The following is a 13202-nucleotide window of genomic DNA, read 5'->3' as shown; positions in this document are numbered from 1 at the left end:
CGCCAGAGCCCGGCGAATTTCGATCCATGTCTGTGCGCACCTCCTACGTCTCCTTCCCGACCGCCGCCACCCCGTCGCTCGTCGTCGCCGGCCGCCTGAACACCATCACCACCGAAGACGCCGCGCCCACGCCGGGCGTGGTGATCTGCCATGGGTCCGACGGGGTGGACGGTCGCGGGCAGTTCCATGCCGAGGCCTTGAACGCCGCGGGCATCGCCACGCTCGAGATCGACATGTGGGCGGCGCGTGGCGCCCTCAGGGGCGCGGCCGCCCGGCCGCGCAGCCCCGTCGAGACGCTGCCCGACGCCTTCGCCGCCCGGGCCTTCCTCGCCGCGCAGCCGGAGGTCGATCCGAGCCGCATCGGCGTGATGGGCTTCTCCTGGGGCGGGGTGGTCACCCTGCTGGCCGCAACCGCCGAGGCGCAGCCGGCCTCAGGCGCAGAGCCCGGGTTCGCCGCCCACGTCGCGCTCTATCCGGTGTGCTGGGCCTACGAGGTGGCGCCCGGCCTGTCGCTGGCGAATCTCACCGGCGCGCCGGTCCTAATCCAGACCGGAGACGCCGACGCCTACGATGATCCCGATGGCCTGGATCAGCTACTCTCGCGCCTGCCGCCGACCAGCCGCAGTCTCATCCGCGGGATCACGCACGCGGGCGCGGGTCACGGTTTCGATCGCGATCTTCCGGAGCAGACCATCAACGATCCGTTCGCCCACAAGGGCAAGGGCGGGCCGGTGCGCATGGCGTTTCACCCGCAGGCCGCGAAGGCCGCGCGCGAGGCTGCCGTCGGCTTCTTCTCCGAGACGCTCGGCGCCTAGGCCCGGCGGCGAAGCGCCAGCGCCTTGTCGGCGATGTGGCGCGCGGTGAGGCCGTACTTGTCCATCAGGTAGGGCGTGGTCCCGCCCTCGGCGAACACGTCCTGCACGCCGACCATGCCGAAGCGGGTGGCGACTCCGGCCAGGGCCAGGGTCTCGGCCGCGACCGAGCCCAGGCCGCCGACGATGGAGTGGTTCTCCGCGGTCACCATCACCGGGTGCGCGCGCGCCAGCCTTTCCGTCAGGGCGTGGTCGAAGGGCTTCAGGCTGGCCATGTTGGCGACCGTGGCGGAGAGGCCCTGGGCCTGCAGCAGGTCCGCCGCGCCCAGCGCCTCGGCGACCATCATGCCAGACGCCAGGATCGCGACGTCCGCGCCCTCGCGCAGCACCAGCCCCTTTCCGAGCTCCAGCGGCTGCAACGGCGCGCTCTCGTCCGGCCTGGCGCGGGCGATGGCGAGCCGCAGGTAGACCGGTCCGTCATAGTCCAGGGCCGCCGCCACCGCCGCGCCGATCTGCTCGGGACCCGAGGGCTCGATCACCGCCATGTTCGGCAGCGCCCGCATCAGCGCGACGTCGTCGATGGCCTGGTGCGAGACGCCGAGCTCGGTCGCCAGGCCCGGGATGAACCCCACCAGCTTCACCGGCAGCTTCGGATAGGCCGCCTGCATCGCCACCTGGTCGTAGACCCGCCGGGTGATGAACACGCAGAAGCTGTGCGCGAAGGGGATGTCGCCGGCGCGCGCCATGCCGCCGGCGACGCCCACCATGTTGGCTTCCTGGATGCCCAGCATGAAGAACCGGTCCGGCATCTGGTCGCGGATCAGGTAGGTCTCGGTCGGCTGGGTGAGGTCGGCGCCCAGCACGACGATGCGCGGGTCGGCCTGGGCGGCGGCCAGCAGCGCCTTGCCGTAGGAGCGCGCGCTCAGCGTCTCGCGGCCGTAGCGCCGGGCGTCCTTGAACCCGCCGATGCTGACTTCGGGCGCGTCGCTCATGCCGGGACCTCGTCGAGGATGGCCATCGCCCGGGCGGCGTCTTCGGGGGTCAGCCGCGCGAGGTGGGCCAACTGGCCCTCCAGGAACGGCACGCCGGAGCCGGCCAGGGTGTTGGCGACGATCAGGGTGGGCTTGCCGCGGGTGCCGCGCGCCGCGTCGAGGGCGGCGGTCAGCTGGCCCATGTCGTTGCCGTCGATATCCACCGCGTGCCAGCCGAAGGCGGCGAACTTGGCGCCCACCGGGTCCATGCGCACCACCTTGTCGGTGTGGCCCTCCACCTGCATGCAGTTGCGGTCGATGATCATGCAGAGGTTGTCGAGGTCGTGGCCGGCCGCCGCCAGCGCCGCCTCCCAGACCTGCCCCTCCTGCAGCTCGCCGTCGCCGAGGATCACGTAGACGCGGCTGTCGAGCTTCTGGCGGCGCACGCTCAGCGCCATGCCGACGGCCACCGAGAGCCCCTGCCCCAGCGAGCCGCAGGTCGCCTCCACCAGCGCGCCCACCCGCTCGGAGGCGTTCACCTCCAGCGCCGAGCCGTCGTCGGTGTAGCTGTCCAGCAGCGCCGGCGGCAGCAGGCCGCGTTCCACCAGCGTCGCGTAGAACACCGCGGTGTTGTGGGCGGTCGAGAGGATGCAGCGGTCGCGCCCCGGCCAATCGGGATCGTTTTCCCGCAGGCGCAGCTCCCCGAAGTAGAGCGCCGCGAAGATGTCCGCGGCGCCCAGGCCCTGCTGCAGGTAGCCGATCTTCACCTTCTCGACGAGGCGGACCACGTGCCGGCGCAGCACGCGGGCGCGGGCTTCCAGCTCGGGGACGGAATAGGTGTTGCGGGTCATGCGGCGAGGAAGGCGAGCTTGTCGACCGGCCCCAGCGAGCCGGCCTGGGTCTTCAGCGCCGCGAACGACGCCTCGGCGGCCTCCAGCGCCTGGTCGATGTCGGCCAGCGTCATCGCCGCGCACATGAACATGTTGTGCCACGGGTGCACGTAGACCCGGCGCTTCAGCATCTCGCTCGACCAGAAGAAGCCCTTGCGGAGATCCGGGTCCTCATCGAACAGGAACAGCGGCATGGTCACCGGCCCCGTCTGCCGCAGGCCGAAGCCCGCCGCCGTCGCCCGCTCGGCCAGCCCGTCGCGCAGCCGCTGGCCGACGCCCTGGATCCGCTCCAGGTAATCGGTCTCCCGCACCCGCTTCAGCGTCACCAGCGCCGCCGCCATCGGGGCGGCCTGGAACCAGTAGGAGCCGGTCACATAGATCGAGGCCGCGGCGGCGCGCGCCTTGTCCGAGCCCAGCAGGGCCGACAGCGGGTGGCCGTTGGCGATGCACTTGCCCCAGGTGGAGAGGTCGGGCTCGACGCCGACCAGCGACCAGCTGCAATCGCGGGCCAGCCGCAGGCCGCCGCGCACGTCGTCCACCACCAGCAGCGCGCCGGTGCGATCGCAGATCTCCCGCGCCCGGCGAGCGTAGGCCGGGTCCGGCAGCGCCTGGTCGACGAAGGCGTCGTGCTTCATCGGCGCCGCGAAGATGGCGGCCAGGTCGTCGCCCGCCGCGGCCGCCGCGGCGTCGAGGCTGGCGATGTCGTTGTAGGCGCAGAACACCTGGTGCGCCTTGTCCTCGGCGGTCGTGCCGGTGGGCCTGGGCGTGCACCAGGGCGCGGCGCCGTGATAGGCGCCCTTGGCCAGGATGACGGTCTTCTTCTTCGTGTGGGCGCGCGCGGTGACCAGCGCCATCGAGGTGGCGTCGGTGCCGTTCTTGCAGAAGATCGCCCAGTCGGCGTGCCGGACCATGGCGGTGAACTGCTCGGCCAGCTCGACGATCAGGCCGGTGGGTCCGGTCAGGGTGTCGCCGATCGCCAGCTGGTCGATATAGGCCCGGTCGATCTGCGCGTCGCCGTAGCCGAACAGGTTCGGCCCGTAGGCGCACATGAAGTCCAGCAGCTCGTTGCCGTCGACGTCCCACAGCCGCGCGCCCTGGCCGCGCGAGAAGAACTGCGGGTAGTCGTCGGGCAGCAGCCCCGTCGACTGGTGGCCGTACATCCCGCCCGGAATGACCTTGGCTGCGCGTTCGCGCAGCTCCGCGTCCTTGCTGTTGCGCCTGACCACGAGCCGCCTCCGTCAAAAAGATAGTTTTGACTAGCACAACCGGTCCGGTATTCAACTGGCGAGGACGTGATCTCGGGGAGGTTCCACTGCACGCCACGCCGAAGAGCTCCATCGCCTGGATCGGCGAGCCCCCCTCGCAGCTGCAGAGCGCCGCCGTCATGTTCGTCGGCGTCGTGGCGGTGCTGATCGCCGGCCTGCAGCCGCAGCTGCTCGGCGGCCTCGAGCAGGAGGGCCGGCTGACCCCCAGCCAACTCGGTCACGCCGCCACCGCCGAGCTGCTGACCATGGGGCTGGCGGCCGGTCTCGCCGGCGCCTGGCTGAAGCCCGAGCGGCTGCGCTGGATCGGCCTCGTCGCCGGCCTGGCCCTGGCGGCCATCGACCTGCTCACCGTGCGGGTGTCCGGCGAGGCGGTGACCGTGATGCGCGCCGCCGCCGGCGTGCCCAGCGGCGTGATGATGTGGCTGATCCTCGGCATGATCGCCCGCGCGCCGCGGCCGGAGCGCTGGTCCGGCGTCTTCCTCACTGTTCAGACCCTGGCGCAGTTCGGCCTGGCCGCGGCGCTCACCGCCTTCGTGGTGGCGAAGCACGGGGTGAACGGCGGCTGGGTGGCGCTGGCCGCCCTCAGCGCCCTCGCCGGCCTCGCGGCCCTGGCCAGTCCGGCCCGCTATGCGCCGCTGGCGGCGGCCGACGCGCCGGGCGGCCTGCCGCCCCTGCGCGGCTTCGTCGCGCTCGGCGCCTGCTTCCTGTTCCTGGCCTTCATCGTCGGCGTCTGGGTCTATGCCGAGCCGCTGTCGAAACAGGCCGGGCACGCCCCCGCGGTGGTCGGCACGGCGGTGTCCCTGTCGCTCGCCTTCCAGGTCATGGGCGGGGCGGCCGCCACGGTCCTGGCCGGCCGGCTGAAGTGGTTCTGGACGCTGCTGGCCTGCACCGTCATCGACCTCGCGCTGCTGGCGCTGTTCGCCAGCCTGCCGGGGGCGCCGGTGTTCCTCGCCGCCTCGGCCGCCTTCGGGTTCGTGTGGCTGTTCCTGATGCCGTTCCTGGTGCCGATGGTCATCGAGGCCGACCCCAGTCGCCGCGCGGCGGTCCTGCTCGGCGGCGCCCAGCTGCTGGGCGGCAGCCTCGGCCCGCTGATGGCGTCGCTGCTGGTCAGCGACACCGACGCCCGCGGCGCGGTGGTGTTCGGGGCGGTCTGCCTGGTGCTCGGCATGTTGGTCGTCACCGGCCTGCACCTGCGTCCCGCGCGCCAGCACGTAACGGTTTGACCGGGCGGACTTTTCCGTGCTTCGGAAGCACATGGCGACGAGATCTTCCCAAAAGCTAACCCTGGCCCCCTCCGCCGCCCGCCGCGCGCCGCCGCGCCAGGACCGTGCGGTGCAGACCTACGAGCGGCTGCTCGACGTGGCCGGCGAGTTGCTGGCCGAGGTGGGCGTGGAGCGGATCTCCACCAACCAGATCTGCGCGCGGGCCGGCATGACGCCGCCGGCGCTCTATCGCTACTTCGCCGACAAGTACGCCGTGCTGGAGGCCCTGGGCCGCCGGCTGATGGATCGCCAGAACGCGGTGCTGTTCGAGTGGCTGGACCGCCATGCGCCCGGCGGGCTGGTGGCGCTGGGCGCCGCCGTCGAGGAGCTGCTGCGGGCCACCGCCCGGGTGACCGACGCCGAACCGGGCGCGGTCTGGACCCTGCGCGCCCTGCGCGCCGTGCCGCAGCTCGCCCACGTCCGCATCGAATCCCACCGCCTGGTCACCGACCGCATGGTCGAGGTCTACGCCCCGCTGCTCCCGAACATGCCGCGCGAGGTGCTCTGGCGGCGCCTGCGGCTCTCGGTCGAGCTCGGCTTCGCGGTCGACGAGATGCTGAACGAGGAAGATCGCATTCCCCGCGACGACTTGTTCCGCGACGCCGCGCAGCTGCTCAGCCAGTCGCTGCTGCTCTGAGGGCCTGACGCGCGGCCTATTTGGTCCCGTACATCCGGTCGCCCGCGTCCCCCAAGCCCGGGAGGATATAGCCGTGGTCGTTCAGCCGCTCGTCCACTGCCGCCGTCCACACCGGGATGCCCGGGTGGTGGCCCTGGAACTTGGACAGCCCCTCGGGCGAGGCCAGCAGGCAGGCCATGCGGATCGACCGCGCGCCGGCCTCCTTCAGCCGGTCCACCGCGGCGATGGCGGTGTTGCCGGTGGCCAGCATCGGATCGACCACGATCACCGTCCGCTCGGAGAGGTCCGCGGGCGCCTTGAAGTAGTACTCCACGCAGGCCAGCGTCGCCGGGTCGCGATAGAGGCCCACGTGGGCCACACGCGCGGCCGGGACCAGCTCCAGCATCCCGTCCAGCATGCCCATGCCCGAGCGCAGGATGGCGGCGAACACCAGCTTCTTGCCGGCCAGCGTCGGCGCCGACATGGTCGTCAGCGGCGTCTCGATCTGCACCGTCTCGAGCGGCAGGTCGCGGGTGACCTCGTAGCAGATCAACCCGCCGATCTCCTTCAGCAGCTGCCGGAAGCTCTTGGTGGAGGTGTCCTGCCTCCGCATCAGCGTCAGCTTGTGCTGCACCAGCGGGTGGTCGACGATCGTGACGCCCTTCATGTTCCCCCTCAGAATACCGTGCCGTCGCTGATGACGGCGATCGGCGGCCCGCCGTCGGCGCGCAGTTCGCGCGCGATCCGGCGCCCGGCCGCCCAGGACCCGCCTTCAAGCACGCGGGCCAGCGGGAAGTCTTCCGCCCTGACGCCGAGCCGTTCGCGCACCAGCGGCGCGAGGCGATCGAGCAGCGCCACCGTCAGCGCCCGCCAGCCCACCACCAGCGGCCCGTCCACGGGGTGGGCGCGGCCGGCGTCCTGCGGATCGCCCAGCACCAGCACGCCGGTGTCCACGAAGAGGCCGCCGTTGCGGTACTCCGCCAGGCCGGTCAGCCCGTCGATGTCGTGGACCTCTACCCCCGCCGCTTCCAGCGGCTCGATCAGAGAATAAGACATCCACTGGGACAGCTTGTGCAGCGGCACGAGCCCGTCGGTGGCGTCGTCGCGGCGCAGCGCCGGATGGCGCCAGCAGTCGCCGAGCGCCACGCCGCCCAGCTCCAGCCGCCCCGGCCAGATCGGCCCCAGCGCGTCGAGCAGCACCTCCAGGATCACCGGCGCGGGCAGCCGTCCGCCCCGCGCCCGGCCCGCCATCACGTCGAACAGCGTCCCCGGCCGGCCCACCGCCTCGCCCAGCCGGCGCAGCAGGGCCGCGCGGCCGTCGAGACCGACCAGCGGATTGTCCTCGCTGACCTGGAACGCCCTGGCCAGCAGGGCTGCGTCCACCCGGTCGAGCGCGTCGGCCCGCAGCGGATCGGCGGGATCGGACGACAGCGCCCCGGACTCGAACAGCCGCAGGGAGGCGACCCCCAGGCCCTCGGAGCGCCCCAGCACCGCGCCGGTCGCCGCATCCCGATAGCGCCAGGCCGCCCCGGCCCCGGCGTCCAGCAGCACCGAGGGGATCACCAGGTCGAAGGCGGCCCGGCCGGCCTCGGCCCTGCCCGCCCAGCCCCGCGCCGCCAGCCCCTCCGCCCAGAGGTCGCGCCCCTCCACCACGAAGTGCCGCCAGCGGGCGTGGAACGGGACCTTCAGGTCCGGATAGCTGGCCCGCACCACCTCGGCGGTGAGGTCGGCGGCGAGGGCCAGGCGGTCGAGATCCACCCGCCAGTCGCTGAGGCCGCCGGCCAGCGCGATCGCCAGCAGCTCCTGCGCCCGCTCGCGCACTGCGGCGGACGACAGCAGGCCGCGCGCCGCGACCCTGTCCCGGTCATCCCCGCGCAAGCGGGGACCCAGGCTTTTTTCGTTCAGTCCGGACACGCCGGTGGTCCTCAATAAAACACCTGGGTCCCCGCTTGCGCGGGGATGACAGATGGAAGTGGGCGCGCGGCTCTATGCTCAGAATTCCTTGAGGTCGCGGCCGACCACCTTGGCCAGGTCCGCGGCGGTCGGGGCCGGTTCCGGCGTGAAGTAGCCGGCGGCCTTCTTGGCCTCCATCTCCACCGAGGCGTCGTCGGGGACCAGGTAATCCGGGATCGGCACGCGCTCGCCGATCTCGATGCCGCCCTTCACCAGGGCGTCGTACTTCATGTTGGACATCGACACGAAGCGGTCGATCCGGCGGATGCCCAGCCAGTGGATGATGTCCGGCATCAGCTGCTGGAAGCGCGCATCCTGCACGCCGGCGACGCACTCGGTGCGCTCGAAATAGGTCGCCGCCTGGTCGCCGCCGGGCTGGCGCTTGCGGGCGTTGTAGACCAGGAACTTGGTCACCTCGCCGAGCGCCCGGCCCTCCTTGCGGTTGTAGACGATCAGCCCCGTGCCGCCGGCCTGCGCCTGGGCGACGCTCTCCTCGATGCCGTGGACCAGATAGGGCCGGCAGGTGCAGATGTCGGAGCCGAAGACGTCGGAGCCGTTGCACTCGTCGTGCACCCGGCAGGTGAGCGTGAAGCGCCTATCGCCGAGCTGCGCCGGGTCGCCGAACATGTAGAGGGTGATCCCGCCGATCGGCGGCAGGAAGACCGCGATGTCGGGCCGGGTGACCAGCTCCGGGTACATGCCGCCGGTCTGCTCGAACAGGGTGCGCCGCAGCTGGGTCTCGTCGACCTCGAACCGCTCGGCGATGCCCGGCAGGTGCCAGACCGGATCGATGGCGGCCTTGGTCACCGCCACGTCGCCGCCCTCGTGGACGATCTTGCCGTCGACCGTCAGCCGCCCCCTGGCGATGGCGTCGGCGATTTCCGGCAGGCTGATGCGCGCCTTGGTGACCGCGATGGTCGGGCGGATGTCGACGCCCTCGGCCAACTCCGGGGCGAAGTCTTCGGCCACCCGGTGGCCCCAGGGGTCGAGCGAGACGATCTTGCCGGCCTCGCTCCACTGCGGGTGCGGCCCGATCGAGACCACCGGATGGGTGTTGTGCAGTTCCGGCCGGACCAGCGGGTCCATGGCGCCGGCGGAGATCGCCAGCGCGCGATAGATTGAATAGGCGCCGCCGTGCGCGCCCACGGCATTGCGGTCCGCGCCGGAGTTCGGCGTGGCGATGACCGGGCCGCGCTCGCGCGCCGTCGGCGCATCCCAATGGATGGGGAAGCGGCTCGCCGAGCCATTCCCGGGATGCGAGGTGAGCCGGATATGCGATGTCCTGTTGCTGGACATGGGGCTGGGTCGCGCCTCCAGAATCAAGAAAGCCCTGCCGCCGGATCGCCGGCGCAGGGCCTTTGAGATCGAAGACTGCTCCCGGATATTGGCCTTGGCAAGTCGTCCGGCGACGCCTGTGACGCGGCAAGCGCCGCCCGACGGATCCGCCCCGCCACTGATCTTTCCATTATCTTGGAGGCCAGGCGCATCTGCTTGCGGCGCCGGCCCGAGATCACGCGTCCGCCAGACGCCCCATCAGCCGCAGCCGGCTCACGCCGCCGTCGGGATAGATGTTCAGCCGCACGAACTTCACCGGTCCGAGGCTCGCCAGCTCGTCGCGGAAGACGTGGACGTGGTCGCCGGAAAGCTTCACCTCCGGCAGCAGCACCGGCCAGTTCTGCGCCTGCTCGGCGACCTCCTGCGGCGAGCCCTGCGCCGCAGCCGTGGCCTGGATCGAGCAGCGGTTCGGATAGTTGCCCTTGAAGTGCGCCGTATCGACCGTGACCGCCTCGATCAGGCCGGCCGCGCCCAGTTCCAGGATCGCCCAGTCGTGGCCCGGCTCACGGCGGCGCCGCGTCTCCCAGCCGTCGCCCATGTGGACGCCGCGGCCCGGCGCGGTGAGGTTCTCGACCCGGCCGTAGTGCTCGTCGTTGGCGATGATCCCGCGCCCGCCGTTGGCCAGGGCCAGCAGGTCGATGACCTCGTCGACGCCCAGCTTTGAAAAGTCCGGGACCACCCTCCCCCACACCCGCAGCCGCGCCACGCCGCCGTCCGGGAAGATATGCAGGCGCACGTGGGTGACGGGCTCGGGGTGCTCGATCGGAACGTAGACCCGGTCGTCGCCCTTCAGGTCGAGCCGCGGCGTGACCTTGATCCAGCCGGCGTCGTCGCCGGGCGCGGTCTCGCCCGAACGGCAGACCTCCAGCGCCGCGCCCGGCGGGTAGTTGCCGGTGAAGTGGCGGGTGTCGATCTCGAAGCCGGCGACCACGCCGGGCACGCCCAGGCGGACCACGCACCAGTCGTGGCCGGGCACGCGCTTTCGGCGGCTCTCCCAGCCGTCCATCCACTTGCCGTTGGCGTCGTATTTGCCGGGGATGAACACCGGCTCGGCGGGCGCGATCAGCCGCGCCTTGTCGGCGAAGAAGTCGTCGGTGGCGTAGACCACCTTCGAGCCCAGCCGCGGCTGGGCCAGGTCCACGTGCTGGCGGCGCAGGTCGTCAAACAGCGGCGCGATCCTCGAAGATGTCGGCGATGCGGAAGGCCGCGATGCGGTGGATCTGGACGATGGCGCCCTCGAACTCGGCCTCGGGCTCGTTGGCGAGCCGGGCCTCGAACGCGGCCAGGATCTCGGCGCGGCTCAGCCCCTTGACCGCGATGATGAAGGGGAAGCCGAAGCGGGCGTCATAGGCGGCGTTCAGACGCTGGAAGGCCTCGAACTGCTCCGGCGAGCACTGGTCCAGCCCCGCCCCGGCCTGCTCCTTCACCGAGGCGTCGGCCATCCTGGCGCGGCTGGCCAGCTGCGGGTGTGCGCGGATCAGCGCCAGCCTCATCTCCACCGACGCGCCGTCGACCACCGTCCGCATCTCGCGCCCCAGCGGCTCCGGGCTGTCGAGCACACCGGATTTGGCCAGCGGCCAGATGGCCTCGGCCACCCATGGCGAGGCTTCGTAGACCCCGCCGAACCGCGCGATGAATTCCGCCCCGGAAAGCTCACTCGGTCGCATTGGCGGCCCTCGGCTGGCGGACAGGCAGGCAGATCCCACCCGGCTACGTTAGATCAAGGACAGCGTTCGGAACAGGAGCGCCACCCGGGCGTTCCGCTGGATGGCGCAGCGGCGCTCATGCTTGCGCCGGGCAGGTCCAAGATGAGGACGACCAGCACTGTTCCCGCGTTCCTGTTCCTCGCCATCTCCGGCCTCGGCCTGGCGCTGGCCTATGGAGCCTATGGCGGCTCCGGCAGTTGGGGGAGCATCTGGATCGCGGTCGCCGCCACCGCCCTCGCGGTGATCGTCGCCGCCGCCGTCAAGGTCGCCGCCCAATGGGACCGGGCCGTGGTCCTGCGGCTCGGCCGCTTCCGGGCGCTGCAAGGGCCGGGACTGTTCGTGATCATCCCCATCGTCGACACCATCGCCAACTGGATCGACACCCGGGTCATCACCTCCACCTTCAAGGCCGAGAAGACCCTGACCCGCGACACCGTGCCGGTGGACGTCGACGCGGTGCTGTTCTGGAAGGTCGTCGACGCCCAGAAGGCGGCCGTCGACGTCGCTGACTATCAGAGCGCCATCAGCTGGGCCGCCCAGACCGCCCTGCGCGACGTCATCGGCAAGACCATGCTGTCGGACATGCTGGAGGGGCGCGAGAAGATCAGCAACGACCTGCGCAGGATCATCGACGAGCGCACCGAGCCCTGGGGCGTCAACGTCATCTCCGTGGAGCTTAAGGACGTGCTGATCCCCACGGGATTGGAGAACGCCATGTCGATGCAGGCTCAGGCCGAACGGGAGCGCCAGGCCCGGGTGATCCTGGGCGACTCCGAGCGCCAGATCGCCGAGAAGTTCAAGGCCGCCGCCCGGACCTATGCCGACGACCCCACGGCGTTCCACCTGCGCGCCATGAACATGCTCTACGAGGGCCTGAAGACCAATTCCACAATCGTGGTGGTGCCGAGCGCGGCCCTGGAATCCATGCAGCTCGGCGGGATCGCCGGGCTGACAGCCTTGGGGATGGCCCGACGGCCGGGCGCCGCGGAGGCCGACGGGATTCCTATCGAACCGCACTGACCCGAGGGCCCGCGTCGGGGGGATGGCGATCGCGCCAGTGCCGGGCGATGTCGATGCGGCGGCAGAACCAGACGTCCGGGTGGCCCAGCGCATAGCGGATGAACCGCTCCAGCCCCGCGATCTTCCCCGGCCGCCCGACGATCCGGCAGTGCAGGCCGACGCTCATCATCTTCGGCCGCTCGGCGCCCTCGGCGTAGAGCACGTCGAAGGCGTCCTTCAGGTAGGACCAGAACTGCTCGCCGGTGTTCAGCCCCGTACCGGAGAAGCGCATGTCGTTGGCCTCCAGCGTGTAGGGCACGATCAGCTGCGGCCGCCCGGCGACCTGCGTCCAGAACGGCAGGTCGTCGGAATAGTCGTCGGCGTCGTAGAGGAAGCCGCCCTCCTCCGCGACCAGCCGGCGGGTGTGGGGGCTGGTCCGGCCCGTGTACCAACCCAGCGGCCGCGCGCCGGTCAGCCGGGTGTGGATCTCGATGGCGCGGGCCATGTGCTCGCGCTCCAGGTCCTCGGAAGCGTCCTGGTAGTTGATCCAGCGCCAGCCGTGGCTGGCGATCTCGTGCCCGGCCTGCAGGAAGGCCTCCACCACCGCCGGATTGCGCTCCATGGCCATCGCCACCCCGAACACGGTGACCGGCACGCCCAGCCGCTCGAACAGCCGCAGCAGCCGCCAGACCCCGGCGCGGGCGCCGTATTCGTAGACCTGCTCCATGCTCATGTGCCGCGCGCCCACCACCGGCGCGGGGTTGATCAAGTCCGACAGGAAGGTCTCCGCGCCGGCGTCGCCGTGCAGGATGCTCGCCTCCCCGCCCTCCTCGTAATTGAGCACCAGCTGGACGGCGATCCGCGCCCCGCCCGGCCAGTCCGCATGCGGCGGATTGGGCCCGTAGCCGATCAGGTCTCGGGGATAGGGCTCGGAGGGCATGGATAACCGCACAACAGGCTTCTGGTGGAGGCCACCGTCGCAAGCCACGGACCTAGTTGCAATTCCCGGCCCTTGCGCCGACCCTGGGCGGCTGGCGATCACGGAACTCCCATGAGCGGCCTCACGACCCACGTCCTGGACACCATGCACGGCCGCCCGGCGGCCGGGGTGGCGGTGCGCCTGCTGCAGGCCGGCCGCGAGCTGGTGCGCACGGTGACCAACGCCGATGGCCGCTGCGACGCGCCCCTGCTCTCCGGCGAGCGGCTGGAAGCGTCGGCCTATCGGCTGGAGTTCGACGTCGGCGCCTATTTCCGCGGCCTCGGCGTGAACCTGCCCGAGCCGGCCTTCCTGGAGACCGTGGCCCTCGACTTCGGCGTCGCCGACCCGGCTGCGCACTACCACGTGCCACTGCTGGTCAGCCCCTTCGCCTACTCCACCTATCGCGGCAGCTGA

The 13202-nt window shown here is 71.4% G+C and carries 14 protein-coding genes; 5 read left to right on the top strand and 9 right to left on the bottom strand.

Annotated elements, in window-relative coordinates; translation table 11 throughout:
* Positions 1–26 precede the first annotated feature (26 nt).
* Positions 27–815 (top strand): dienelactone hydrolase family protein, encoded by a 789-nt coding sequence (locus tag DJ021_RS13170; RefSeq protein WP_165837211.1) that lies wholly within the window; start codon positions 27–29, stop codon positions 813–815.
* Here the strand turns inward: DJ021_RS13170 and DJ021_RS13165 are convergent.
* From DJ021_RS13165 to DJ021_RS13155, 3 genes are read right to left on the bottom strand one after another with little or no spacing between them, the layout of a single operon-like run.
* Positions 812–1804, bottom strand: coding sequence for a transketolase family protein (locus DJ021_RS13165; RefSeq protein WP_111457983.1), 993 nt, complete (start codon positions 1802–1804; stop codon positions 812–814). The genes DJ021_RS13170 and DJ021_RS13165 overlap by 4 nt on opposite strands.
* Positions 1801–2634: a transketolase gene (locus DJ021_RS13160; RefSeq protein ID WP_111457982.1), complete on the bottom strand. Its 834-nt coding sequence runs from the start codon at positions 2632–2634 to the stop codon at positions 1801–1803. Before DJ021_RS13160 ends, DJ021_RS13165 begins: the two co-directional genes overlap by 4 nt.
* Entirely contained in the window at positions 2631–3899 is a 1269-nt protein-coding gene (locus DJ021_RS13155; RefSeq protein ID WP_207801839.1) for an aminotransferase class III-fold pyridoxal phosphate-dependent enzyme, read from the bottom strand. Before DJ021_RS13155 ends, DJ021_RS13160 begins: the two co-directional genes overlap by 4 nt.
* A 26-nt stretch (positions 3900–3925) precedes the next feature.
* Here DJ021_RS13155 and DJ021_RS13150 point away from each other — a divergent pair, with 26 nt between their 5' ends.
* Together DJ021_RS13150 and DJ021_RS13145 are read left to right on the top strand one after the other, a co-directional pair.
* Positions 3926–5161, top strand: coding sequence for an MFS transporter (locus DJ021_RS13150; protein WP_243626004.1), 1236 nt, complete (start codon positions 3926–3928; stop codon positions 5159–5161).
* A gap of 31 nt (positions 5162–5192) precedes the next feature.
* The gene (locus DJ021_RS13145; RefSeq protein ID WP_111457981.1) at positions 5193–5837 is read left to right on the top strand and encodes a TetR/AcrR family transcriptional regulator; all 645 of its coding nucleotides are present in this window, start codon (positions 5193–5195) and stop codon (positions 5835–5837) included.
* Between the two features lie 16 nt (positions 5838–5853).
* On the opposite strand, the gene upp is transcribed toward DJ021_RS13145, so the two are convergent.
* The 5 genes from upp to uraD all read right to left on the bottom strand — a co-directional run bounded on the left by upp (position 5854) and on the right by uraD (position 10771).
* A complete protein-coding gene (upp, locus tag DJ021_RS13140) occupies positions 5854–6483 on the bottom strand; it encodes a uracil phosphoribosyltransferase (RefSeq protein ID WP_111457980.1) in 630 nt (209 codons plus the stop codon).
* A gap of 8 nt (positions 6484–6491) precedes the next feature.
* A complete protein-coding gene (locus tag DJ021_RS13135) occupies positions 6492–7694 on the bottom strand; it encodes a DUF1688 family protein (RefSeq protein WP_111457979.1) in 1203 nt (400 codons plus the stop codon).
* Positions 7695–7808: 114 nt separating this feature from the next.
* Positions 7809–9065, bottom strand: a complete 1257-nt coding sequence (locus DJ021_RS13130; RefSeq protein ID WP_111457978.1) for a GTP cyclohydrolase II — start codon at positions 9063–9065, stop codon at positions 7809–7811.
* 214 nt (positions 9066–9279) lie between these two features.
* Entirely contained in the window at positions 9280–10245 is a 966-nt protein-coding gene (gene alc / locus DJ021_RS13125; protein ID WP_207801838.1) for an allantoicase, read from the bottom strand.
* Positions 10246–10264: 19 nt separating this feature from the next.
* On the bottom strand, positions 10265–10771 hold the full coding sequence (uraD, locus tag DJ021_RS13120; RefSeq protein ID WP_111457976.1) for a 2-oxo-4-hydroxy-4-carboxy-5-ureidoimidazoline decarboxylase: 507 nt from the start codon (positions 10769–10771) through the stop codon (positions 10265–10267).
* A gap of 141 nt (positions 10772–10912) precedes the next feature.
* Here uraD and DJ021_RS13115 point away from each other — a divergent pair, with 141 nt between their 5' ends.
* The gene (locus DJ021_RS13115) at positions 10913–11830 is read left to right on the top strand and encodes a slipin family protein (protein ID WP_111457975.1); all 918 of its coding nucleotides are present in this window, start codon (positions 10913–10915) and stop codon (positions 11828–11830) included.
* Here the strand turns inward: DJ021_RS13115 and puuE are convergent.
* Entirely contained in the window at positions 11814–12749 is a 936-nt protein-coding gene (gene puuE / locus DJ021_RS13110) for an allantoinase PuuE (protein ID WP_111457974.1), read from the bottom strand. The genes DJ021_RS13115 and puuE overlap by 17 nt on opposite strands.
* Before the next feature lie 111 nt (positions 12750–12860).
* On the opposite strand from puuE, the gene uraH reads away from it, so the two are divergent.
* Positions 12861–13202 carry a hydroxyisourate hydrolase gene (uraH, locus tag DJ021_RS13105; protein WP_111457973.1) on the top strand — a complete coding sequence of 114 codons (342 nt, stop codon included), beginning with the start codon at positions 12861–12863 and terminating at the stop codon, positions 13200–13202.

This window comes from Phenylobacterium hankyongense (assembly GCF_003254505.1).
In the GTDB taxonomy this organism is placed as follows: domain Bacteria; phylum Pseudomonadota; class Alphaproteobacteria; order Caulobacterales; family Caulobacteraceae; genus Phenylobacterium; species Phenylobacterium hankyongense.
Note: the sequence above shows the minus strand (reverse complement) of the source record. Positions and strands in the feature narration are given on the sequence as shown.

Coding starts and splice junctions, on each gene's coding strand:
- DJ021_RS13170 (WP_165837211.1), top strand. CDS start 27: ATGTCTGTGCGCACCTCCTACGTCTCCTTCCCGACCGCCGCCACCCCG.
- DJ021_RS13165 (WP_111457983.1), bottom strand. CDS start 1,804: ATGAGCGACGCGCCCGAAGTCAGCATCGGCGGGTTCAAGGACGCCCGG.
- DJ021_RS13160 (WP_111457982.1), bottom strand. CDS start 2,634: ATGACCCGCAACACCTATTCCGTCCCCGAGCTGGAAGCCCGCGCCCGC.
- DJ021_RS13145 (WP_111457981.1), top strand. CDS start 5,193: ATGGCGACGAGATCTTCCCAAAAGCTAACCCTGGCCCCCTCCGCCGCC.
- upp (WP_111457980.1), bottom strand. CDS start 6,483: ATGAAGGGCGTCACGATCGTCGACCACCCGCTGGTGCAGCACAAGCTG.
- DJ021_RS13130 (WP_111457978.1), bottom strand. CDS start 9,065: ATGTCCAGCAACAGGACATCGCATATCCGGCTCACCTCGCATCCCGGG.
- uraD (WP_111457976.1), bottom strand. CDS start 10,771: ATGCGACCGAGTGAGCTTTCCGGGGCGGAATTCATCGCGCGGTTCGGC.
- DJ021_RS13115 (WP_111457975.1), top strand. CDS start 10,913: ATGAGGACGACCAGCACTGTTCCCGCGTTCCTGTTCCTCGCCATCTCC.
- puuE (WP_111457974.1), bottom strand. CDS start 12,749: ATGCCCTCCGAGCCCTATCCCCGAGACCTGATCGGCTACGGGCCCAAT.
- uraH (WP_111457973.1), top strand. CDS start 12,861: ATGAGCGGCCTCACGACCCACGTCCTGGACACCATGCACGGCCGCCCG.